26 protein-coding genes are annotated in these 24174 nt (G+C 39.5%); 20 read left to right on the top strand and 6 right to left on the bottom strand.

What is annotated here, in order from left to right; genetic code table 11:
• Positions 1–19 precede the first annotated feature (19 nt).
• Entirely contained in the window at positions 20–754 is a 735-nt protein-coding gene (locus LCM09_RS17425; RefSeq protein ID WP_224884552.1) for a TraR/DksA C4-type zinc finger protein, read from the bottom strand.
• A gap of 151 nt (positions 755–905) precedes the next feature.
• Here LCM09_RS17425 and LCM09_RS17420 point away from each other — a divergent pair, with 151 nt between their 5' ends.
• Positions 906–1373, top strand: coding sequence for a hypothetical protein (locus tag LCM09_RS17420; protein WP_224884550.1), 468 nt, complete (start codon positions 906–908; stop codon positions 1371–1373).
• Positions 1374–1412: 39 nt separating this feature from the next.
• Here the strand turns inward: LCM09_RS17420 and ctaG are convergent, their stop codons facing one another.
• Entirely contained in the window at positions 1413–2318 is a 906-nt protein-coding gene (gene ctaG / locus LCM09_RS17415) for a cytochrome c oxidase assembly factor CtaG (protein ID WP_224884548.1), read from the bottom strand.
• Positions 2319–2580: 262 nt separating this feature from the next.
• Here ctaG and LCM09_RS17410 point away from each other — a divergent pair, with 262 nt between their 5' ends.
• From LCM09_RS17410 to LCM09_RS17365, 11 genes are all read left to right on the top strand, one after another.
• Entirely contained in the window at positions 2581–2907 is a 327-nt protein-coding gene (locus tag LCM09_RS17410; protein ID WP_224884546.1) for an ArsR/SmtB family transcription factor, read from the top strand.
• Between the two features lie 102 nt (positions 2908–3009).
• Complete coding sequence (locus LCM09_RS20850) at positions 3010–3132, top strand: hypothetical protein (protein ID WP_263623060.1); 123 nt, start codon at positions 3010–3012, stop codon at positions 3130–3132.
• A gap of 35 nt (positions 3133–3167) precedes the next feature.
• Positions 3168–3314 carry a hypothetical protein gene (locus tag LCM09_RS17405; RefSeq protein WP_224884544.1) on the top strand — a complete coding sequence of 49 codons (147 nt, stop codon included), beginning with the start codon at positions 3168–3170 and terminating at the stop codon, positions 3312–3314.
• Positions 3315–3476: 162 nt separating this feature from the next.
• Complete coding sequence (locus LCM09_RS17400; RefSeq protein WP_224884541.1) at positions 3477–4406, top strand: cation diffusion facilitator family transporter; 930 nt, start codon at positions 3477–3479, stop codon at positions 4404–4406.
• 109 nt (positions 4407–4515) lie between these two features.
• Positions 4516–4833 (top strand): ArsR/SmtB family transcription factor, encoded by a 318-nt coding sequence (locus tag LCM09_RS17395; protein WP_224884540.1) that lies wholly within the window; start codon positions 4516–4518, stop codon positions 4831–4833.
• Positions 4834–4902: 69 nt separating this feature from the next.
• Entirely contained in the window at positions 4903–5676 is a 774-nt protein-coding gene (locus LCM09_RS17390) for an SDR family NAD(P)-dependent oxidoreductase (RefSeq protein WP_224884538.1), read from the top strand.
• A gap of 130 nt (positions 5677–5806) precedes the next feature.
• Positions 5807–6379, top strand: a complete 573-nt coding sequence (locus LCM09_RS17385) for an SCO family protein (protein WP_224884536.1) — start codon at positions 5807–5809, stop codon at positions 6377–6379.
• A gap of 255 nt (positions 6380–6634) precedes the next feature.
• Positions 6635–8074: an NADP-dependent isocitrate dehydrogenase gene (locus LCM09_RS17380; RefSeq protein WP_224884534.1), complete on the top strand. Its 1440-nt coding sequence runs from the start codon at positions 6635–6637 to the stop codon at positions 8072–8074.
• Positions 8075–8173: 99 nt separating this feature from the next.
• Entirely contained in the window at positions 8174–9652 is a 1479-nt protein-coding gene (locus tag LCM09_RS17375) for a spore germination protein (protein ID WP_224884533.1), read from the top strand.
• A 22-nt stretch (positions 9653–9674) separates the two neighbouring features.
• Positions 9675–10769 carry a GerAB/ArcD/ProY family transporter gene (locus LCM09_RS17370; protein WP_224884531.1) on the top strand — a complete coding sequence of 365 codons (1095 nt, stop codon included), beginning with the start codon at positions 9675–9677 and terminating at the stop codon, positions 10767–10769.
• Entirely contained in the window at positions 10766–11836 is a 1071-nt protein-coding gene (locus LCM09_RS17365; protein ID WP_224884529.1) for a Ger(x)C family spore germination protein, read from the top strand. The genes LCM09_RS17370 and LCM09_RS17365 overlap by 4 nt, the downstream gene beginning before the upstream one ends.
• Before the next feature lie 14 nt (positions 11837–11850).
• Here LCM09_RS17365 and LCM09_RS17360 read toward each other — a convergent pair whose 3' ends face one another.
• From LCM09_RS17360 to LCM09_RS17350, 3 genes are all read right to left on the bottom strand, one after another.
• Complete coding sequence (locus LCM09_RS17360; RefSeq protein ID WP_224884527.1) at positions 11851–12414, bottom strand: NADPH-dependent FMN reductase; 564 nt, start codon at positions 12412–12414, stop codon at positions 11851–11853.
• A 118-nt stretch (positions 12415–12532) separates the two neighbouring features.
• Positions 12533–13183, bottom strand: coding sequence for a response regulator (locus LCM09_RS17355; RefSeq protein ID WP_224884525.1), 651 nt, complete (start codon positions 13181–13183; stop codon positions 12533–12535).
• A gap of 12 nt (positions 13184–13195) precedes the next feature.
• Positions 13196–14791, bottom strand: a complete 1596-nt coding sequence (locus LCM09_RS17350) for a GAF domain-containing sensor histidine kinase (RefSeq protein WP_224884523.1) — start codon at positions 14789–14791, stop codon at positions 13196–13198.
• A gap of 231 nt (positions 14792–15022) precedes the next feature.
• Here LCM09_RS17350 and LCM09_RS17345 point away from each other — a divergent pair, with 231 nt between their 5' ends.
• Positions 15023–15514 carry a universal stress protein gene (locus tag LCM09_RS17345; protein WP_224884521.1) on the top strand — a complete coding sequence of 164 codons (492 nt, stop codon included), beginning with the start codon at positions 15023–15025 and terminating at the stop codon, positions 15512–15514.
• 46 nt (positions 15515–15560) lie between these two features.
• Here the strand turns inward: LCM09_RS17345 and LCM09_RS17340 are convergent, their stop codons facing one another.
• Positions 15561–15914, bottom strand: coding sequence for a YuzC family spore coat inner layer protein (locus LCM09_RS17340; RefSeq protein WP_224884519.1), 354 nt, complete (start codon positions 15912–15914; stop codon positions 15561–15563).
• A gap of 136 nt (positions 15915–16050) precedes the next feature.
• Here LCM09_RS17340 and LCM09_RS17335 point away from each other — a divergent pair, with 136 nt between their 5' ends.
• The 7 genes from LCM09_RS17335 (at position 16051) to LCM09_RS17305 (ending at position 24135) form a co-directional block, all read left to right on the top strand.
• Positions 16051–16290 carry a hypothetical protein gene (locus LCM09_RS17335; RefSeq protein WP_224884517.1) on the top strand — a complete coding sequence of 80 codons (240 nt, stop codon included), beginning with the start codon at positions 16051–16053 and terminating at the stop codon, positions 16288–16290.
• 91 nt (positions 16291–16381) lie between these two features.
• The gene (locus tag LCM09_RS17330) at positions 16382–17872 is read left to right on the top strand and encodes a hypothetical protein (RefSeq protein ID WP_224884515.1); all 1491 of its coding nucleotides are present in this window, start codon (positions 16382–16384) and stop codon (positions 17870–17872) included.
• On the top strand, positions 17869–18315 hold the full coding sequence (locus LCM09_RS17325; RefSeq protein WP_224884513.1) for a GNAT family N-acetyltransferase: 447 nt from the start codon (positions 17869–17871) through the stop codon (positions 18313–18315). Before LCM09_RS17330 ends, LCM09_RS17325 begins: the two co-directional genes overlap by 4 nt.
• Before the next feature lie 56 nt (positions 18316–18371).
• Positions 18372–20792 carry a DUF8725 domain-containing protein gene (locus LCM09_RS17320; RefSeq protein ID WP_224884511.1) on the top strand — a complete coding sequence of 807 codons (2421 nt, stop codon included), beginning with the start codon at positions 18372–18374 and terminating at the stop codon, positions 20790–20792.
• Entirely contained in the window at positions 20785–21711 is a 927-nt protein-coding gene (locus LCM09_RS17315) for an ABC transporter ATP-binding protein (protein ID WP_224884509.1), read from the top strand. The genes LCM09_RS17320 and LCM09_RS17315 overlap by 8 nt, the downstream gene beginning before the upstream one ends.
• A 1-nt stretch (position 21712) precedes the next feature.
• Positions 21713–22573, top strand: coding sequence for an ABC transporter permease (locus tag LCM09_RS17310; protein ID WP_224884507.1), 861 nt, complete (start codon positions 21713–21715; stop codon positions 22571–22573).
• Positions 22570–24135, top strand: coding sequence for a DUF8809 domain-containing protein (locus tag LCM09_RS17305; protein WP_224884505.1), 1566 nt, complete (start codon positions 22570–22572; stop codon positions 24133–24135). The genes LCM09_RS17310 and LCM09_RS17305 overlap by 4 nt, the downstream gene beginning before the upstream one ends.
• The last annotated feature ends 39 nt before the right edge of the window (positions 24136–24174 follow it).

Raw genomic sequence — 24174 nt, 5'->3', positions numbered from 1 at the left:
ATGGATCGGCGTTTTTTAATTACTTATAGTCTGAATCCTCCAATGACCCTTCGAACATGCTCTGTTCATATTCATCCATCGTCTCTTCATATCGTTCATGTGATTCGTTAGGCATGATTCCTGTTGGCTTGCCATTGATATCAGAAGTGATAAACGTTTCGATCTCTTCCACATACCCATACGGTTCATTAGATTCGACGTACATGTTGTCGTAATCTTTTTTAGGATCGATGAAATCCGACGGGGTTTCTGACGTGCCATAACTAGCTGCACGTTGCCACGAATCTTCTGAGTCAAAGAAGTTTGCATCTTTATTGTCGTTATCGAATTTACCGAACGGTGGACCTAGCGTATCTTCTTCAGCTGGCCGATTTTGTGATGTGTGGTTTGAAGGTGAATGGTCTACGCACGTTACGGCAGTAGGCATCGCCTCAAGGCGTTCTACAGCAATCTCCCTTCCACATACTTCACAAACTCCATATTTCCCCTGGTTTATTCTTTGTAGCGCAAGGTTAAGCTCGGCTTTCTCCTGCTTTAAATGCTCATCTAACGAAAGGTCCTTCTCTCTCTCGAAAAGTTCCGTTCCTGTATCACCCGGATGGTTATCATAATTTGAAAGCTCGCCAGTAGATTGTTGAACAAGAGCTTGCGATAGGCCAAAGTCTTCTTGTTCAGAAGTTTCCTGTTGTGCAATTTCTGCTAAACGTCTTTTTATGATTGTTTTAAATGAACGAAGCTGATTGGTTGTCAGCATACTTACAGCCTCCTTATTTAATATGGATATCTGTAGTATGTGGCAAAGAGTGACAAGCTAATTCTGAAAATAATTCCAAGCATGAAGAATCAATCCCATTTATTTGGAAAAAGTAATGGTGTACAAGTTGGTTTGAGAAGCTGGTGATAAGTTGAAAAGAAAACTCTTTCCTATTGAAATATTGTTATGGAGTATTGCGTTTCCAGGGTTTGGTCAAATTCTTAATCGAGCGTATATACGAGGTGGATTTTTCATCATTCTAGAATTTGTGATCAATGTGAAATCGAATTTGAATTTGAACATCATGTATAGCTTTCAAGGAAAATCTGGGCTAGCAATCGACGTAACAAATTATGAATGGGCCATGTTTTATCCATGTATCTATTTGTTTGCAATCTTTGAGAGTTATGTCATGGCTTATGAGCGATTAGGATTGCCTACTCCACCGTATTTAACTCTACCGTTTGTTTCAGCAGCGTATTTTTCAACGATTGGAGTGATTTACTCAAGCATTCCTTCACCAATCGCACCTACATTCATTCCGATAATAGGAATTGGGGTAGGCGTTGGAATAGGTTTTGCGCTTCGCGCTTTGATATTACGACGGTTATCTAAATAGAAACAGGCAGTGAAGAGACTTCTTCACTGCCTGTTTAAATTATACTTCTGTCATTCTGAAATTAGCTGATTGTAACTCTTCATCGTCTTTCTCTCTTTCTCTTCGTGCCCATTGGAAGAAGATATAGCCAAGAGCAGAACCATAAGAAATCTCTTGAATGATCTTCATGATGATTCCACCTAATTGCTGGTCCTCCATAATCCCTAGGGGCTTAAATTGTGAGAAAAGCTCCGGAGGTACAACTGTCCCTCCTGGAACACAATACCCCATTGCAGTAGCCCAAACTGTTGGATCTGTATAAGTAGTATATAATGGTGTTGTTGCAAAGATAATCAATGCACAGGCAGGTGTTAACAGAACACCGTCTGCGAAAATATATCCAAGCTTTTTAACTCCTGATAACGTATCATATTCTGGGACGGGACAAACAAGTGGCCACCACATTGCAAATGCAGATAAGATTAGTGCGACTTTGTAAATATCCTGAGCCGTATAGTTAACCATCAAGTAGTCAAATATTTCAGGTATATGATAGAAAGAAAATAAACCGTTAAATAAGAGCAAAGATATAATTGGAAATGTAAAGAATTTTACTAATTTGTGTACGACCTTGATGTTGAGAAGCGGCCTTAGAACCCATGCTGGAGTACCGATAATCATCAATGGCGGAGCGATTAGATAAACAAGCGCCATCTCTGTCATATGGATACTTAAGAGTAAATGTCCCATCAAGGACAGTGGTCCTCCAAATCCAATATAGAGAATAAATACGCCTAAAAGAAAGAACAGCTTTTTGTACAAGGGAAAAGGAGCTGAATCTTTAAATGAATTTTTCCATGGCCCTGTTACTAGTAGGTAAAGTACAGCCACAAAAATGGCTGCTACCATCAATCCAGGACTCCATAGAGCACTAAAGGAAAACGTGCTCGTTAATTGTTCCCACATAAGGAACACCTCCATCTATATTTCATAAGCCAGTAAGTAGTAAATCAACATACCCATCATACCATATCTTAAGAAAATCTCATTAGTTAGCAGTGTCTACCATCATTGTAAGAAGGAATGAATAGAAATACAACAATGCCCAAAAGGAATGTGTGAAGGAACCGTGACATTCTTACGTAGGTTGACAGTAGATTCACTCTTCACATAGAATGACAACAAGATAATATATGAACGTATATTCATATAGAATGGAGGAGGAGTTATGGATAATCAAGAACAAGACGTTATCCTTGAGAATTTGGATCTAGATGAAGAAACGTTGTTTATCGTGTCACAAACGTTTAAAGCTCTCGGGGATCCTACACGAATTCGGATTTTAAATCTTCTAGCTGATCATGAATGCTCTGTAAGTGAAATAGCAGAAGGACTACAATTATCTCAGTCCACCGTCTCCCATCAACTGCGGTTCTTGAAGAACTTAAGGCTCGTAAAGTTTCGTAGAGCCGGAACAAGCATTTATTATTCACCAGATGATAAGCACGTGATGGCTCTACTGAGTCAAGCGATTAATCATGCATGCCATGATTAGTACTTTATGTTGAAAAAAGTTTTGAAACGTTCATAAAATCGGATGTTGTATAAAGAGGGTCAACGTTATAATGTTGGTAGCAAGTGCGAGAGGGGAATAAGAATGTTAGCTAAAATTATGCAGCATAAGACAGAATCAGCTGTTATTTTCTTTGCGTTTATTCTGCCTTTTATCACAATGGTAGTAATAGGTGCATTCTCGATCTATTTATCTTATAGTGGTTAAGAGAATAACATAGTTTTTGTAGGAAGGTGGACGAGATGATGGACATTGGAACGATTTTGGTCGTCATGTCGACGGTTCTCTTCTTTGTGGTTTTTGGTCTGTTTGGTTTCTTTCTATATATGTTGAAACGCAAAGAAAGAAAGGTAGAGAGTCAAAAGGAGAGACTTAAGAATGAGGAGTAAAAATATTCGATTGCTTATCATATTATTAATAATCAGCGCAGTATGGGGAGTCGCCTACTGGATTTGGGCTTTTGGTAATGTATAAGAGGACTTTTCCAAAGAGGAGGGTCTTTTTTTTTATGTTATAAAAGTTTTGCTGTAAGGTATACATAATAAAGGCGAATGGTATGGAAATTGATCGAAAAGAGGGATAAAATGGGACACCACCATCATCACAACGCTGTTAAAAATATTAAAACAGCATTTTTTCTGAATTTAGGGTTTACGATTATTGAAATTATAGGTGGCCTATTAACAAACAGTATGGCGATTTTATCTGACGCTCTTCATGATTTAGGAGACTCGTTGTCCCTAGGTATATCCTGGTATCTACAAAAGAAGTCCAATAAGAAAGGTAGCAATGCGACGTTTAGCTTTGGATATAAACGATTCTCGTTGCTTGGTGCTGTTATCAATAGCATCATTCTCATAGTTGGCTCACTCTTTATTTTAACGCAAGCAGTCCCTCGCCTCCTAGATCCAGAGCCAGTTCAGGCAACTGGTATGTTGATCCTAGCAATCCTAGGGATTCTTGTTAATGGCGCTGCTGTATTTAAACTCAGAAGCGGTAAGTCGATGAATGAAAAAGTTGTGACGTGGCATCTTCTTGAAGACGTACTAGGCTGGGTAGCAGTGTTGATCGTAAGCATTGTATTGATGTTTAAGAACATACCGATTCTTGATCCGATTCTTTCAATCATGATTACGGTGTATGTCTTATTCAACGTTATCAAAAATCTTAAGAAAACCGTCATGATCTTCCTAGACGCTGTTCCAGAAGGTGTAGATTTCAAAGAAATTAAAAACAAAATTGCTGCTCTTCCTGGTATCATCTCTACTCATCACACTCACCTATGGTCATTAGATGGTGAACAGCATGTGCTAAGTACGCATATTGTTGTGGAAGAGTCACTCGGAAAAATGGAGATTATTGATCTGAAGAAAAAAATCCAGGAGTTTGTCGAAGAACTAAATTTAGAGCATTTAACGATACAAGTTGATTACCAGGATGAAAATTGTCTCATGGACAAAGAGGCATCAGAAGATCGTTAGAATTGAGCATTTTAAGAAAATAAAGGTCGGTTAATGTTGACAACCGTCTTTATTTTCCTTATTATCATATTAGATCATATGTTTAAACTTTTGAACGGACGTGTTTGCTATGAGTAAAGAAATGGAACATAACGGTGCAATTGAACTTTTTCGTAAAAGTACACCGATCTTTCAAGCATTAGGAGATCCATATAGACAGGATATCATTATGCTTCTAAGTGACCATGATCAATTAAGTGTAAATGAAATCACTGAGAAATCAACGTTGTCGAGACCAGCGATTTCCCATCACTTGAAAATTCTTCGTGAAGTTGGACTTGTTTCAGCTTCTAAACAAGGGACAACACGCTATTATTCATTGCAATTAGAAGAAAGTGTGGCAACCTTAAAACACTTGTTAGATAAGGTAGAAGATGCATGTTTTTAAATCTTCTACTTTTTAGCACATATAATGTTTAAATGTTTAAACTAATTGAAATAATGGAGGTTTTATAAAATGAAAGAAACAGCATTGATCACTGGGGCATCCAGTGGTTTAGGATATGATTTTGCTAAATTAATGGCGAAGGAGAACATTGATTTAATTCTTGTCGCACGAAATAACGAAAAGTTAGAAGAGAATGCTATAGAATTGAAAAAGGATGGTGTCGAAGTCGATATTATCGTAAGCGATCTTTCAAAACCTAATGCACCGAATGAAGTTTATTCACAAGTACAAAAGCTTGGAAAAAAAGTTGACATCCTCGTTAATAATGCAGGTGTAGGGTTGTTTGGTCAATTTGTAGATAATGATCTACAGAAGGAGATGGACATGCTTTATCTTAACATCAATTCACTAACGCACTTAACGAAACTATTTCTAAGAGGGATGTCAGAGCGAGGACACGGTAAGATATTGAACGTAGCTTCAACAGCAGCCTTCCAACCTGGTCCGTTGATGGCAGTTTACTATGCTTCTAAAGCATATGTGCTTTCATTTTCAGAAGCGATCGAAAATGAATTGAAAGGGTCTGGAGTAACAGTTTCGGCACTCTGTCCTGGCCCAACTAAAACAAACTTTGCAGACCGAGCTGACTTAGGTAAATCTAAATTATTCGATATGGGAGCAATGGATTCAAAAGCTGTTGCTAAATTAGGATACGAAGGGTTTATGAAAGGGAAGAGTGTTATTATTCCTGGGGGGCAGAATCGATTGATGGCAAATTCCGTTCGTTTGATGCCCCGAAAACTAGCGACCAGCATCGTAAGAAATGTTCAAAAAGAGAAGTGAGCCTGAATACATCGTTCGGGCTTTTCTTTATTTCATGAAATGATCAAAAAATACGCATAAAACGTATGGCAAGCTGATACTATTTCAGATATGGTATAAGGAGAAAGCTTAGTATGGAGGGAAGAGAGAAATGCGAAAAAAACTCGTTTTTACAGTGGGTCTTATTGGGCTTGTGCTGTTAGCTGCATGTGGGAAAGATGTACCCGACGATCTTGACTGGAAGGTAGAAGATTTTACATATACGGATCATACAAATAGTGAATTTGGATTACAGGATTTAGAAGGTGACGTTTGGCTTGCTAATTTCATTTTTACAAATTGTGATACTGTATGTCCTCCGATGACATCCAATATGTCTAAAATTCAGGATAGACTTGCCAAAGCTAATGTAGATGCAGAAATCGTATCTTACACCGTTGACCCAGAGCGTGATACACCTGAGCAGCTTGTCGCATTCTCTGAAAAGTTCGATGCTGACTTGTCTAACTGGCATTTTCTAACTGGTTATAATGGTGATGAAATACAAGAATTTGCTAAGAATAGCTTCCAAACCTTAGCATTGCCTGACCCAAATTCTGACCAATTTACTCACGGTACTTCTTTTTATCTTATTAATAAAGAAGGAATCGTCGTAAAGAAATATGAAGGTGTTTCGAACGTTCCATATGAAGAGATCGTTGACGATGTGAAAGCACTTCAGTAAATAAAACTTTTTTCATTGAAAGTGGTGGGGATTACCGATTCAGGGTGCTCGTTTTCCGTGGGGCAGGTATCTCTTCCGCAAGAAGAAGCTTTGAACCTCTTGATTGAGGTTCTTTTTGTTATAAGAAACGTTGTTGCTGTAACTTGCTAAATTGACAAAAAACAACAGGATTTCTATAATAACGAAGGAAAGCGATAACATAAATGGTTTAATCATAGAATCTTTGAGATTGACCAGAGAGAAGGAGAGAGAACCATGGCAGAGAAGCGTCCGATTACAGTTGCGACAGGGGACGGGATAGGTCCTGAAATTATGGAAGCAACAATGCACATTTTAGAAAAAGCAGGTGCTGAAATAGACCCAGAGTTTATCGATGTAGGTGAAAAGGTTTATCTTACAGGGAACTCTACTGGGATTCCACAAGAAGCATGGGAGTCACTACGTCGAACAAAAGTATTTCTGAAAGCACCGATTACAACACCTCAGGGTGGAGGCTATAAAAGCTTAAACGTTACGATTAGAACTGCTATGGGACTGTATGCAAACGTTCGCCCTTGTGTATCTTATAGCCCAGTCATCGAAAATAAACATCCAGACATGGACCTAGTGATCGTGCGTGAAAATGAAGAAGATCTTTATGCAGGAATCGAACACCAACAAACGCCTGATGTCGTTCAAAGCTTAAAGCTTATTTCTCGTCCTGGCTCTGAACGTATTGTTCGGTATGCATTTGAGTATGCTCGTCAAAACAATCGCAAGAAAGTTACTTGCTTAGTGAAAGATAATATTATGAAATTGAGTGACGGATTGTTCCATCAAGTATTTAAAGAAATTGCAGCAGAATATCCGGATATCGAATCTAGTCACTATATTGTTGATATCGGTATGGCACGCATTGCAGATACACCTGAAGAATTTGATGTCATCGTTACGCCTAACCTTTATGGTGATATTGCCTCAGATATCGCAGCTCAAATTGCAGGTAGTGTAGGGCTAGCGGGGTCTGCAAATATCGGCGATGAAATCGCGATGTTTGAAGCGATTCACGGAAGTGCTCCTGATATCGCTGGAAAAGAAATTGCAAACCCATCTGGACTTTTACATGGAGCGATCATGATGCTCGTTCATATTGGACAGCCTGAAGCTGCCCAAAAAGTTCATAATGCTTGGTTGAAAACGATTGAGGATGGTGTTTTGACTGGTGACATGGCAAGAGGGAAAGCTTCTGTAGGAACGAAAGAATTCGCTGCAGCAGTCGTTGAACGTCTTGGACAATCTCCATCTACTCTTGAACCAGTTACTTATAGCAACAAAACCATTCAAAAAGAAAAAGATATTAAACGTCCTAAGCATGAAGTGAAACGTGAATTAGATGGAACAGATGTCTTCTTATTCAACAATACCCTAACTGTTGACGAAATTGGTCAAAAGCTTGAAAGAGCAGCGGGAGATACGTTTGAATTCGTAATGATGACAAACCGAGGTGTCAAAGTATATCCTGATGGCTTCTCTGAAACATTCTTATCAGACCATTGGCGTTGCCGCTTCCAAAAGGGAGAGGGAAAACAAGTCAAGCAATCAGAGATTCGTGAATTACTTTCACGAATAGAAGATGAACAGCTTGATTGGATCAAGCTCGAAAACCTCTATCGATTTAACGGGAAAATTGCTTATTCATTAGCACAAGGTCAGTAAGAGCGCCATTTGGCGCTCTTTTTTTATGTCCAAATCTGGATAATCAAATGAATCATGCAAACACTAACGTACAGGATTGGATGAATGTGTGGTGATTGTATGTTTCAATGGCTAAAAAAACGCCATAACCCTGATAAACTAAAGAACTTGCCTCAACTTATAGCTAATTTAAAAACCTCTGGAGACTTTCTGCATTTTAAAAGTGAGAAGACTGGTACGGCATTTTATATATATTACTTCAAAACGTTAGTGAACGAGAAAGAACTAAGTGAAAAAGTAATTGAGCCTATGGGGAAACACAAGGTTGCTTCTCTAGCAGATGTTAAGGAGAATGTCCCTATTCCAGGAATCATCATAACAGATGATCTATCGGTCGTTTGTGAGAAAGTGATGGTCGGTTACCTCATTATTCGATTCAGTGAAGTCTCTGACGAATGTGCTTTAATTCCATCTCCCACAGACATTTCAAGAAAGGTAGCCCAGCCCGAGGTGGAGTTCACGGTTGTGGGATCAAAGGAAGCATTTGTAGAATCCCTCGATAAAAACGTCCATTTAATTCGGAAGAGGTTGCCTGTTCATGAGCTAAAGGCTTATGAATTAACAATAGGGAAGCTCACTCATACAAAAGTAGTTGTGCTTTACTTGGAAGGGATTACGAATCAGGAAAATGTAAATACAGTGAAAGAGCGCTTAAACAGCATCCACGTTGATCAAGTTGTGGATAATTCCATTATTATGCAATACATTACAGACGATAAAAACTCCCCTTTCCCACAACTTGTTGATACTGAACGTCCTGATCGTGCAGCATCGGGACTTTGTGAAGGAAAAGTCGTCATTTTATCAGAAGGTTCACCACAGGCTCTCCTGGGTCCGACGACGTTCGTCGAGTTTTTTTCTGCATTTGAAGATTACTTTGTTAACTGGATCGTGGCTTCTACTGCCAGGCTAATTCGAATATTTGCGGTACTATTTTCAATTTTGGTTACGCCACTTTATGTGGCTACACTAACTTATCATTATGAGCTTATTCCGAGTGATTTATTAAGTACGCTAGTGAGTTCGAGGCAACAAATTCCACTTCCTCCTATCCTCGAAGCGATTTTTTTGGAGTTATCAATTGAATTGTTAAGAGAAGCTGGAGCTAGACTTCCTACAAAGGTTGGTCAGACGATTGGTATCGTTGGGGGGATCGTAATTGGAACGGCATCAGTTGAAGCGGGATTAACGAGTAATGTTTTGCTAATAATTGTTGCATTAGCCGCACTTGCTTCTTTTACAACTCCTGTTTACCGAATGGGCAATACAATTCGTCTAATTCGTTTTCCGTTTCTCCTTTTTGCTCATCTATGGGGATTGCTTGGAGTTGTGCTTTGTTTCAGCTTCTTACTCATCCATTTGCTCAGATTGAAATCACTAGGAAGGCCTTTTCTAGAGCCGATCTATCCACTCAGAGTAAAGGATTTAAAAGATGCATTGATCAGATTACCTCTTAATTTTCAAACGAAGAGACCTATTCAATTACAAACTGAAGATACAGTGAGGTTTGAAAAAGACAAGAATGATTTTCATGAGTAAAGAGTGAAAGGAGAAATTTTATATGTCAGGAGCAGAAGTGAAAGAACAGCATAAAATTTCACCTTTCCTTGTTTTCTATTTAGTTCATACGATGCAAATTGGAGTTGGCGTTATGGGATTTCAACGCATCGTTGCGAAAGAAGCTGGAAACGACGCGTGGATTTCCGTTTTGTTGGCTGGTATCAGCCTTCACATTGTTATCTTTCTCATGTATAAAATCTTGCTAAAAGAAAATGGGGATATCATTGCTGTGCATAAACGGTTATTTGGGAAATGGATCGGGGGCTTATTGAGCTGGGTCCTCATCATTTATTTTATTGCAATGAGTCTTACAGTACTTCGTACATACATAGAAGTTGTACAAGTGTGGATGTTTCCAGATTTGAATAAATGGATTTTCGGATTTGTTTTTTTATTACTTGTATACTATTGTCTCTCAGGTGGATTCAAAGTGGTTACTGGAATTTCATTCTTTGGAGTCGTGTTACCGTTCTATCTCCTTTTGACGATGGCCTTTCCCTTATATCATGGTCATTTCAAAGATCTCTTACCTATCCTTAATCATTCAGCCTCAGAGCTCTATGCAGGCGCGAAAGCAGGTGCCCTTCCGTATTTAGGTTTTTCTACTTTACTGATTTATTTTCCATTTATTAAAGATCCAGCCAAATCTCATCGGTGGGCACAGGGTGGCCACTTGTTAACTATTTTTATCTATGTGATCGTAATGATCGCTACGATTACTTTTTTTAGTGCGAATCAATTAGAGAAAACGGTTTGGGCAACATTAACAACATGGAAGATTGCTGAGATGCCTTTTGTTGAGCGTTTTGAATACATTGGTATCGCTACTTGGGCTCTTGTGGTTCTACCTAATATTTGTATTACAGTCTGGGCAGGTGGGCGGGGGATAAGAAGACTGATAAATGTTAAACAGCGAACGATTACGATTCCTCTCCTGATCTTGATCCTAATAGTTAATAGCCTTCTTACACGAAGAGAAAATATCGACATGTTGAATAGCAGTATAAGTAATATCGGATTTTATATGATCTTCGTTTATATACCACTCCTCTTTATTTTTCAACTTGTGCTTTACAAAGTGAGGAAACAATCATGAAATTACGGATTCTATTATGTGTTTGTATGTTGATTCTAAGTGGGTGTGTAGAAAACTCTATTGTAGATGATATACAGATGGTAACCGTCATAGGGTATGAGAAAACAGATGATGGAAAGTTAAAAGGAATTGCGGTTGCTCCACAGTTTCAAGCAAACGGTAATGTGGAAAACAGCGTGTTTGTTGAGACAGCACAAATTAGTAAAGAAATTAGAAGTCAATTCAATACCGAATCCCCTAAACCGTTAGTAAGTGGGAAACTGCAGCTAGCGATCTATAGTAAAAAAATTGCAGAAGAAGATGGGATTATGGAGCTTACCGATACATTGCAGCGTGATCCATCTATAGGTTCTCGTACGTTTCTTGCGGTATCGAATAGTGATCCAGAAGCAATGCTGCGGACTAATTTTGGGAATGTCGATACGGGCCATTACATTCATAGCATTTTAGAACACAATAGCAAGTATGGAATGTTGCCTGAAACCAACTTGCATAACTTTTTCTATTATTATTTCTCAGAAGGAAACGACCCGTTTCTTCCTCTTATAGACTTGGAGGAAGATAAAGTGAAGATTACAGGACTTGTTTTACTGAAGAAGGATAAGATGGTATCAGAACTTCCCGCTGACGATCTCTTCACCTTTAAAATTCTATATGAGAACTTTAGCAGCAACGATTCATATACAACAGATCTCGGAGGCGGGGATCATGCATCAATTTATAATATAGCTTCGAAAAGAGACATCGATTTAAAGAAGATAAAAAAGAATAAAATCACGATCAATGGAAAGGTTTTAGGCGTAATAAAAGAATACACAGGTGAAGAGCTAAATACGAAAGTAAAAGAGAAAATTGAAAAGGACATGGAGGAGGAAGTTGAAAAGAAAGGTAGAGAAATGATCGAAAAGTTTCAAGAAGAGGGCATTGATCCACTAGGGCTTGGAAATGCTGTTCGTAGTGTAACGAGAGGAAAGTTTGATTATGATGAATGGAAGCAACGTTATACAGATATCGATATAAAGTTCAATATGGAAGTCGTTATTACAGAATCAGGAGTAATCGAGTAATGGAAAACGCATCCTTAGTTGGATGCGTTTTGTTGAATTTCTTCTACTCCACTAACCTGTCCAGTGAGAGTAACTAGTTCATTCACAACAACGGTTAATCGTTCTTTCGCTTTGGTGTCAGCCATGTCGCCTTTCTCATCAAAACATGTAGGGTCAGCACAAAACTGGTCTGGTAGAACAAGGGCATATAAGCCACGCATCACGGTTCTCATGTTGTTTAGGGCGTTGATTCCACCTTTACCACCACCGCCTACGGATGCGAGCGCTGTAGGCTTGTGTTTGAAGTGGCTACCACCGAGAAAATCAAGCGCATTTTTTAGCGCTCCACTCATCCCGTTATGATACTCAGGGGAGCAGACGAAGAATGCGTCTGCTTTTGTTGCATATTGTACGAGGCGTTTCACCTCTTGGTGCTCAAGATCAGTTGGCTCCCCTTTAAACAGTGGGAGTTCATGAAAATTAACATCAAAAGAGAGGACATTGATTCCTTTCTCATCTAACTGATCGATAATAGTATTTGTTAAATTGCGTGTCATTGAATTTTCTCTAGGACTACCGTTGATAACAAGAATATTCACGGTCAAAACTCCTTTAATCTAAAAAAATTGTATGGCTTTGTCTCTCTACTAATAGATTATCAAAAACGTAAGTGACAAGAATCCTCAGAAGGACTGAAGTGGGTCTCAGCCTTTAGTCTTAGTTAACATCAAACCAGTTCTTTCGGGTAGCCAGTAACGCTGCTTGCGTTCGATCATGTAGACCAAGTTTTGAAAGGATACTACTAACGTGAGTTTTTACGGTTTTTTCAGTAATGTACAGCGCTGCTGCGATTTCTTTGTTGCTTTTCCCACTCGTAATTTCGCGTAATACGTCTTGTTCCCTCGGTGTAAGTATGTCGATACCTTGTTCGTCTGCTTTATCTTCCGTTTCAGACATATGTGAAATAAGTTGATTCGTTGCTTGAGGGTGAAGGTGACGGTGGCCTTTAAAGGCGGCCCGTATCGTGAATATAAGCTCATCTGGATCGATATCTTTTAGTTGATAGCCTTCTGCTCCTGCTCGTATAGCAGGCAAAACGTGTTCTTGGTCTGAAAAACTTGTTAGAATGATGATTTTAGTTGTTGGTAGATTCTGTTTTACTTTCTTAGTAGCTTCAATTCCATCCATTTCAGGCATGATGAGGTCCATTAAGATCACGTCTGGCTTTAGTTCTACAGCTAAGTCAATAGCTTCCTGCCCAGTTGATGCTTCACCAACAATTTCAATATCTTTCTGTGTTTGTAGGAAGAGGCGGAGCCCCTTCCGGACCATTAAATGATCATCTACTAGAAGAAGTTTAATGTTCATATCTATCCCTTTCTACTTCATGATCGGTAGCACAACGTTAACCGCAGTGCCTTGTTTCGGACTACTAGTAATAGTTAATGTGCCATTAAGGAGGTCCGTGCGTTCTTTCATTCCCTGGATTCCTAAAGTAAGGGTAGTGAGAGCAGGATCGAACCCCTGGCCTGAATCTTGAATCGTTAGCGAGACTTCTTCGTCATGAATTTCTAGAATGATCCTAACTTCTTTCACTTTTGCATGATTGCGTACATTGTTCAAGGCTTCTTGTCCTATTCTCCATAATGCTTCTTCTACAAACCTAGGTAGTTCTTTAATTCCTATACTGTCGCATTGTGGCTCCAAGCCTAGTCCAATCGCATAGGATTTCAATGAGGTCAGAAGTCCAGCTTCCATCCCTGATGGTCTAAGCTGCCAAATCAATGTTCTCATTTCGCGCATCGCGTCCTGAGCTAACTGCTGTATGTCTTTTAGTGCATCTGTTAGGACAGGATTCTCCTCCTGTTGAGTACTACGTGCACCTTTCGCTGTCATAGATAATGAGAAAAGTTTTTGGCTAACTGAATCATGAAGGTCTCGAGCTAGCCTGTTCCGTTCATCAGAGAGAAGCAGTTCTTGTTTTTTGTAATTGATTTTTACGTGTTCGATCGCAAGCGCCATATGGTCAGCGATCGCCTTAGTCACTTCGATTTCACTCTTTTCAAATGCACTTTCTTTTTTGGAGGCGACTAAAACCCCAATATGCTCATCCCTTACTGATACTGGGAGTGAGAGTGTTGAAGTAGCATCTGGATACGGGATAAACTTATTCGAGGTTTCGTTGCTTTCCTGCTCGTGTAGTGCTTGTTTAATCATAGGAAGGTCTCTTTCAGTATATCGTTCCTTCGAATTCTTCACTTCACCATTTATAAAATGTTTGGATAACATAATGTCATTACCTTCATTAATGAAAAAGCCGACAAATGGCCATTCGTAACAATTGCCAGTGCTTTTCACAACGATGTCGATGATATGATCTACGCGTTCCATGTTCCAGAGTTCTCTAGTAATCGTTTCGAGTTTCGAGAAATTCTGACCACGCTTTTGCTCGCTTTGAAACAATCGTGTTCGTTTGATAGCGGTACCGATCTGAAAGGCAACGGATTCAAGTAACGTTAATTCCTCATCAGAAAATTGCTCTTTGCCTGGAGACCCTACGTTAAGTACCCCAAACGATTCACCAGCTGCAGTAAGAGGAACAGTAGCATGATGAGTAAGCCCTTCAGTATCTCCTATTTTCAGATTGGTAGCATCCTCAAGTCGTTTACATTCGATGATATTCACTGCCTGTTTCAATCTTCCGTCCCAATATCGATTTAAGCACCAGCAAGACCCATGACACATTAACTGTTTATCGTTTTGTGATAGAGCCTGTGGTAACTTTGAGTCTGCAGCGCAAGTGAAATTCATTTTCTCGCTTGTTAGAAAGATCCATCCTGTTTTTAACCCCGTTACATTCAGCAACTCTTCTAGCACAGATTGTAGCATGACAGTAAGGTCTGTCGAACGATTTAATGTTTCAGCGATCACCTTAAGAGTTACTAATTCTTGTTCGTGCTGCTGTCTATCTTTCACAGTCTTTCCCTCCAGATAATCGTACAAATGGTAGAGTTTATTATACTATAAATGAAGAATTTTCTAAATTCTCTATGAGAACCCTCTTATAGTTTTACAGTGCTTTGATTACTTGTACGTTATGATCTCGTAACAAATATGTCGTTATGAATACGTTTTCACAGAGAGCGTTATTTTCCTATCGGATGGGGTAAATCAATACTACTTCAATCATTGAGGAGAGTGAAAAAGATGTATTCAAGAATTCTGGTAGCCTATGATCGTTCTGAAGATAGTGAGAAAGCCTTGCATCAAGCAGTTAAACTTGCAGAACTTAATCATGCTTCGATTATGCTTGTACATGTCATGAAGGACTCGAATAAGCTTTCAACTCAGGCTGCAACAAGAATTCCTTATGGAACAGGTAGCATTGGAAATGAAGGCCATGCTGGTGTTCCTTCTCCAGTGAATGAGGAAACTAATGGAATGAACATTGAAAGAAGTAAGGGAGAAGTCATGCTTCGAGAAGTGAAAGAAACGTTACGACATATGGGCGTAAACGTCAAAACGGAAGTGCGAGCAGGTGATCCTGCGAAGGAGATCGTTGATCTCGCCATTATGGATGAAGCAGAGTTAATCGTTATAGGCAGCAGAGGGTTGAGTGGAATAAGAAAATGGATGCTCGGAAGCGTAAGCCAGAAAGTAGCTCAGCAATCACCGTGTCAGGTTTTAATCGTAAAATAATTAGCTTTTCAATGTAAGAGAGCCCTTAGTCGGGCTCTCTTTTGACTTACCAGCAAAGTTTAATCGATAGTTCACTGCAATCCCTTTCAGCCCCTGTGTGAAGGTCGATGCGAATGGCGTCAGGAGTATAGCTTGTTTTGAGTGCTGATTGAACCCCTGCACTCCTGATGAGGGAATGAACGTAAGTGTGATCATTATTTTGTGCTGCATCTTTTAGTTCGTGAGCAAAGGCATGATCGTTATGCACTTTGTTCAAGAGCTTTTTTCCGTCTTCCATGAGGTGAATACATGTACCAGCTGAACCTTGAAAGCGGGTTACCTCAACAGGTGGCATAGGTCGATTGTAATTAGCGGGAAAGCTTGGAGGTGAATATGGAGGTCTGTAATGAAAGTGGTGCATCTAGCCCCCTCCTTTTTCGTTAACATAGTTATAGGTATGGTTTTTAATTGAAATGTGTCACTGACTGGTAAGTTGAGAAAAAAGATTCAGGCGGGTTACAATATTGAAGACGACGCTTTAGAAGGGGTAGGGATACTTGAAGAAAAATGTTATTTTCGCAATTAGTTTAATTTGTTTTTATTTTATATCTAATTTGGTTATCAGTTTGATCGTGAACAAAGCTTTTCAACCTGAGTGGCTAGGGGTTTGGAGTAAAGGGCAACAACTAACAGATACCATTACGTTTGGTTTATTGTATAACCCGATCGACCTGATTAGTCTAATCCTTTCACTTATCATCAGTCTAATCATTTCATCTAAATACAAAGCATCTTAACCGTGTAGAGAACACGGTTTTTTTGTTGGTTGCCCTTTCTCGATAATAGAAAGAATAGTATGATAAATTTGGAAGATTGGAAAACAAAGGGGTGACAGAAATCTTCAAAAAAAATATACCAAAACTGCTCGTCGTGCTCGTAGTATTTGCAGGCTTCCTTTTATACATGAATTGGAGTCAAAATGAGCAACCAACATTTCAAGTTAGTGAAGAGTTCCAGCAAGTTGATACAGAGAAAGAACTGATGGATGAAATAACGAGCAAACTAACTAGGTCTGAGCTTGCGACAGACTATGAATTATTTACAGACGTAGATTACGAAAAGATCTTGATGGAAGATCGTCGTGCTCTAAGGATTGAGAAAGCATGGTTTCGTCAAGGCATCCTGCAGCTTATTTATAGCATCGACTTACGTCAAGAAGACAAAAAAATATCTGACGTTCCATATCTGATGTTTGAAGATCTTACACTCAAAGCTGGCGGGAAAAACCATAAGTTAAATCTTACAAAGCAGGAGACGAATTGGCTCGTAAAGGGCAATGTACATAATTACCGCTTATTTAGAGGAGTTAACATACGCCTTACAGGTTCGGAAGGGAATTTTGAAGAAATAAAAAAAGTGATGGAAAACGATACGATCGACCAAATCGTGATCGATCAGCCCGAAATGATTCATGGTTCATATGAAAATAAGAAGACATTAGAGCCAATGGAAATCGACGTCTCTCTTTCTACAAACCCAAATGAGGAACTCGAGAGTATTGCCCTTAACCAAAGTACGACATTATCTGATGGAAGAACGATTGATTGGGAAGCATTAACCTTATCTATCGATAATACGAAGCTATCATTTCAATTAAAAAATACGGATCGTCCGTTACAAGGTTTGAAGTTACGGATTACAAAACCAAATGGCGAAGTATTCGAAGATCAAGTAAGTGTTGGAAGCTCAAAAGAGAAAGGTCATTATGAGGTGAATATAAGAGAGTTTCAAGAATTTCCACACGAATTCAGCATCGAGGTAACAGCACTAGAATTTATGGAGGAAGGGACTCCAATGACATATACCATTTCAAAGGAAACAATTGAACAGGGGTTGGCACTAGATAAGGGCAATTCTCAATCGATCGAGAAGAAGATCGGAAGCAAGAATGGAATGGGGATTTTCTTCGAAGGGTTATCTAACAACAACACGTATGGTGGGCCAAATCAGGACGTATTAGGCATTTCGGTTGGTATTGAAGACGCCGCTGACAAGCAATTTAACACATGGTTTAATTACGTCACTGAAGGAATGCAAAATTTGAAGTATAACGTCACTGGCGAGTCTGACTCTGCTGTCTATCATTACATGCGAGGCCCGCTTATTGAAATTACAGATCAAAATGGAAGTATCATAGAACCGCATGGTAGTTCCTTATCTCCTTCACCAGATAAAGAAGTTCAAAACATTCTTATCGATCGAGAGGCTTTTCGGAATGCGAGTGAAATAAACCTGAAGATCAGCCATTTTCCTCTATATGAATCTGTAGAGAGTGAAAAAGTGACTTTTACGTTAACGAAGAGTGGAGGTGAATCATGATCGACATTACGAGAGAGACGAAATCTTTTCCATTCGATCTTCTTCTTGAAGCAGATCCATCCATCGACAAGGTAAAGGGGTATTTAGGACGTGGCGATTGTTATATCGCCAAACAAAATGGAGAAGTCCTAGGAGCATATGTGTTGTTGCAGAAGGATTCCATTGTGGAAATAGTGAATATAGTTGTTGATGAGGGTTATAGAGGTAAAGGGATCGGTAAGAAGTTGCTACAAGACGCGCTTTTTAATGCGATACAAATGGGTGCAGAAACTGTTGAAATTGGGACAGGTAACTCTAGTATAGGTCAGCTTGCACTTTACCAGAAATGCGGATTTCGAATGATGGAAATCGTTCAGGGGTATTTTGAAGAATACGAAGAAGACATAATTGAAAACGGGATTGTTTGCAGAGATATGATAAGGCTGTCCTTTTCAATAAATTAAGTTGTAAAGTTCCATTTTCTTTAAGTGAAGGTGGAACTTTTTTGCATGTCCAATCGTTGAATTATTGGAAAGAAAATGAAAAGGGGGAAGAAAAAGTGAGGAATGTACATAAAACAATAGCTATCATACTATTTCTCGCACTAGCGATTACCTTGCCTCAGTATGCAAATGCTGCAGGTGGTATAGAAGTAGAATCTGAAATTGGCATCGACGGAAAAGCACAAATCGGTAAGGGGTTTCCCGTCGAGCTCACACTTAAAAACAAGGGTGAGGCTGTAGAAGGAGATTTGATTCTTTCATCGAGTAAAGGATATTCCTCTGCCCATAATCAGGTTATTCCTGTTGAACTTGGTGAAGGAGAAGAAAAAACATATCAATTAACCGTGTCAGGGTTTGGTGAGCACGTGCAGCATTCAAACAATCCAACAAAGAAAACAGAGCATATTTATTTCTTTGAAGGAGGGTTTGAGAAAGGAAAACAAGTGGAACTTTCGGGGGATCTTGATCTCACTCCGTCTTTCTTGCCTTTCGACCGTCTCGTTGTAGGCGTTCTTAGTGATGATCAGGATGCATTTAATGCTATTAAAACAGCATCCTTTAATGGTAATTCACATGAGTTAATCCAAATGGAGTCTGTTTATAATTCGTCTGAAGCACTAGACGTTTTTGATCTTATTCTAATAAACGAATACAATGCAGCAGAGTTTTCAGAAGAACAACAACAAAACATAGCCGATTGGGTGAAAAGAGGAGGAAACCTTGTTGTTGGCAGTTCATCTGGTGTCGAACAGCGTCTTTCCGGCCTCGCTGATTTGTTACCCCTAACGCCTTCTGGCACCAAAAGCTTGCAGGAGCTTTCCGTGCTTAATTCTGAAGAACCATTACCACTATCAAACGTTGATGTGGTGACAGGTAAATTAAAAGACTCAGCATCGATTGAATTTGAGCAAAACAATTTCCCGCTTGTTGTAAGTGATTCACTTGGAATGGGAAAGGTCATCCAACTTACTTACAATCCATCATCCAAAGAACTTGTGGAATGGGATGGTAACGGCAAGTGGTGGGAAAAACTAATTCAAGCAACAGTTGATAATGGGAAAAATAGGTATGGTTCAAATGAAGATATGCTTCAACAGCTGACATATGATTCAGAGATGTTTCCGGGATCTGTCATCTCCATTCCGTTGTTAGTTGTCTTATTTGTTATCTATCTTGTAGTAGTAGTTCCAGTTCTTTATGTGATATTGAAGAAAAAAGACCGACGAGAGTGGGGGTGGTGGATCATCCCTTCTCTCGCATTAATCGCGAGTATTGGTATTTATGTCGTTGGGGCGAAGGATCGCCTTAAAGGGACTCAAGTAAATGAAATGATGGTCTTTGAACTAGGTGAATCTGGAGAAGCTTCAGGATATGGAAGTTCTTCAATCCTCACCAATGGGAGCGGGAATTATAGCCTATCTTTTGAGGGCGATAATTTATCAGTTTCTCCAAAGATTGATCACTATTATGATGATGTTGACTACAGCATATTCCCTATGAAAGAACAAACAGTGGATGGAGAAAAGATTACATTCCAGGATGTAGAATATTGGTCAACAAGGTCAGCAACCGTCACTGTTCCATCGATAGAGTTAGGAAGTCTTCAAGCCGATTTGAAAGTAGACAATGGGAAGTTAACAGGTGATATTACAAGTGAATTAAAACAAGACTTAGAGAATGTATTTCTTATTAGTGGGACAAAATCTTATGATCTAGGAAGTGTAAAAGGTGGTTCCAAAACGGATATAACGGTGGATGGGGTTCAGAATACGGTGATGACTGCTCCATCATCCTATGCAGCACAAAAGGCGTTTCCAAACGCACATAATATGGGAAGCAATGAGAACTGGAAAGAGTTTTCTATTCTTGAATTTTATTTAACGAATGGGTTACTTAATTATCAAAATCCATCTCCACTATTGATCGGATATGTAGATGAATCGATTATTAAAGCGAAGATCAATGACAAAGCCCCAAAAAGAAATAGCTTAAACATGATCGTCATGCCTGTTGAGGTCGATACAACTATGTCTGGTGAGTTTTCAATTAATTTAAGTGAAATTATTCCGAAGATCACTACTCTTGAAGGAAATGGAGAGTATTATGCGGAGCCGTTAGAAAACGGTGAAAATTGGGTGGACCTTGGTAACGGTAAATTTGAATTCAGTTACCAACTCCCTGAATCTCTTAACAAAAAAGAGGTTGCTTTTCACGAGCTATCTCTGACATTTGATCAATCTAATGGAGGTTCTGAGGTTCGAATAATGGATAAGGAAGATGGCAAGGTCCTAGAACATCAGAGCGAGAAGATAACTGAGAATGTACAGAATTACGTTAATGACGGAAAGATTGTTCTTCAGATAAATAAAACGAGCGGTATGAATGGTCAATTCTATGTTCCTCGTATGAGTATAAAGGGGGAGATTACTAGTGATTGAAATCGTTAATCTTACAAAGCGTTATGGGACGTTTACAGCGCTTGATCAAATGAATGTGACGATAGAGAAAGGAACCGTTTTTGGAGTGGTTGGACCGAACGGGGCTGGGAAATCCACAACTTTTTCTATCCTTGCTACGCTACTTGCACCAACGAGCGGCACGGCATACATCGATGGAATCGACGTGACACAAAACCCGTCCAAGATTCGAGAATACATCGGGTATATGCCAGACTTTTTCGGTGTGTACGACTCCCTAAAAGCGGGTGAGTACCTGGATTTCTATGGTGCGAGCTATGGTATACATCCAAAAGAACGAGAGGCATTGATTCCTCAGCTGCTAGAACTAGTGAACTTAGCACATAAAAAAGATACGTACGTTGATTCTCTTTCTAGGGGGATGAAACAGCGTCTTTGCCTTGCTCGCTGCCTTATTCATGACCCAGAAGTCTTAATTCTTGATGAGCCAGCTTCAGGTCTAGATCCAAGAGCGAGAGTAGAAATGCGCGACATCCTGAAAGAATTAAAAGCGATGGGGAAAACTATTTTGATCTCGTCTCATATTCTTCCAGAGCTTTCTGAAATGTGTGATTCGCTCGGAGTGATTGAAAACGGTCAGCTTGTTGCCACAGGTTCTGTTAGTGCGATTCAGCAGCAGTTAAAAGCGAACAAAGTCTTGATTGTGACGGTTCAACATGAGCTTGACCGTGCTATTCAATTCTTTGAAGATCAGCCACTTGCAGTCGATATTCGAAAAACGACTGAAACTGAAATTCAGTTTGGCTTCAATGGAAGTGACGATGATCAAATCTTGCTGCTTAAAGAAGCATTACACCACCAATTGCCGATCCTAAGTTTCACAGAAGAAAAAACCGATCTTGAGGATATCTTTATGGAAATAACGAAAGGAGTGGAATAAGGTGAAATCTTTGCTCTTGAATCCAGTCCTGAATAAAGAGTTTAAATTAAGGCTTCGTTCATTTAAAAGCTACCTTGGAATTCTCATCTATTTACTTGTCCTTGGAACCATCGGAATAGGGTTCATTTTCTTAACGACGATGAACGCAAGAATGGGTTATTTTCGACCAGAAGAAAGTCGGGTCATGTTCATGGTGTTATCGATGGTGCAGCTCGCATTGATCCTGTTCATGACACCAGGACTGACAGCTGGTGTTATAAGTGGAGAACGCGAAAGACAGACGTTAAATATGCTGCTGACGACAAAGCAATCATCAGGAAGCATAATAATAGGAAAGCTATTGTCTTCATTATCGTTCCTACTTTTAATCATAGTGGCATCACTACCACTTTATAGCATTACGTTTCTCTTTGGGGGCGTAGCACCAGGAACCATTCTAGCAACTTTTGGACTGTACTTAGTTACGATTCTCACAATTGGTAGTTTGGGCGTTATGTTTTCGACACTTATTCGAAAAACAATTGTTGCTATGATTACAACCTATGGTGTAGCACTCTTTTTAACTGCCTTTACGGCATTTCTTGCAATGCTATCGATTCAGTTTCTGTCACTAGGAGGACCGAATCAAGCACAAAACCCGATTCCGTATCTCCTGTTAATGGGTAACCCTGCTGCTGTGCTCATTACCGTTTTTGAGCCTAGTATGCAGAAAGAATTATTGGATCAAAGTGGCATATCTATTCCATTATGGATCAGCTATTTATTCACATGTGCGTTACTCATTACATCGTCGTTATGGATTAGTATTGCTAAGCTTCGTCCGAATATGAAAGGTAAAAGAAGCAAGAGGCCAAAAGAATGACAGAAAGAGAATCGTTTCTCTCGTATTTAAACGTTCTTAAGCGAAAGCTACAGATTCAATCAATACAAGAGATGGCAGGCAAGGGATTGCTTTTAGCTCTAGGGATTGCGTTTCTCATCCTTTTAATCGGTCGGATAATTGCGATTCCCTATCTAATACAAGCTTCAGCGATAAGTGCTGGCTTCATTTTCTTAGTAGTCATTGTAACAGCATGGGTAAAGAAACCTGGTCTAGGTGAAGCTGCCCGCTATTTTGACAAGTTTGTAGGAGAAGATCGGGTTGAGACGGCTTTCACTTTTTTGCAAGATGACTCAAATCAAATGATCCGTATTCAGCGAAATGACACTGTTCAAAGAATGAGACGAACGATGACAGAAGTTCATGAGATGAAACTGTTTCCTATGAACAAAAAGCGACTATCATCCTTGTTAGGGACTAGTCTCTTGATTACATTGATGGTTCTCTTTCCTAACAACGTCATGGAACAAGGACTACTTATGGAAAAAGAAAATGAATTGATGGAGAAGACAAAGAAGGATATTGAGGACCTTTCAAAAGAAAAAAGTTCCTTAACAGATGAGAAAAAGGACTTAGTAAAACAGATAGAGGAAGCAAAATCACCTGAAGAGCTTTTGCAAACACTTCTAGAAAAAGAAAAAGAGCTGAATGAATTAAAGAAAGAAGCAGAGAGAGCGAAACAACAGGTAATGAATCTCTCAAAACAGAGTGAAGGGTTGAAGGGCGTCTCAGAAGCGCTCGAAAAACTCGATCAAGAAAAGCTTTCGAAAGCGATGGAAAAGTTAAAGCAAGAAGAGCTCACAGTGGAACAGAAAAACGCTTTAAAGTCATTAAATGAACAGTTGAATGGTTCTTCAGAGTCAAAAGAACTGTCTGAAGAAGAAATGAGTGAATTGATTGAAAGCCTCGAGAAATCACTTGAACAAGCTGTAGCGAGTGCAAGCAAGTTAGAGGATGTAATAGCACTTCAAACTAGCTTGCAAAGTAATGCGCAATCACTAAACTCTGAGATGCTTGCTTCTGGTATGAATGGCGTTCAATCTCTTTCCTTCGCGAATTCAAGTGCTTCATCAAGCTCTCAATCTAGCGGAAGAGAAGGTAATGGTTCTTCACAAGGCGAGAAATCTAGTTCGAACTCTGGAGAAGGACAGGGAAGTGGAAACGGTAGCGGTAGCGGAAGTGGCTCAAGCAGTGAAGGCAATGGGGCAGGCAGCGGAAATGGAAACGGCGCAGGTGCTGGTTCTGGTTCAGGCGGATCAGGAGGTGGGACTGGTCAAGGAGAAAGAGAACTAGTGACGGTTCCTAATCGAACTGGTGGAGATGGCAAGATCGAGCAAGATAGCGGTGAATTAGGAGAAGGGAGCAGTGAGATGGAAGAAGCACCAGAAGCTCCTGTTCTCCCTGGATCAGTTAGATCTTATCAAGAAGTATATGGAGATTATGAAGAAGGGTATCGCCAAAGCGTGGAACGATTGCAGTTACCGAAGCATTTAGAAACCCTCGTGAAGCAGTATTATAGCGAAATGAATCCGGAAGGAGATTAAAAGGTGATCGATTTAAAAGAACAAGAAAATAAACTAGCA

The sequence above is a fragment of the Guptibacillus algicola genome, from assembly GCF_020171805.1.
Taxonomy (GTDB): domain Bacteria; phylum Bacillota; class Bacilli; order Bacillales; family Guptibacillaceae; genus Guptibacillus; species Guptibacillus algicola.
Note: the sequence above shows the minus strand (reverse complement) of the source record. Positions and strands in the feature narration are given on the sequence as shown.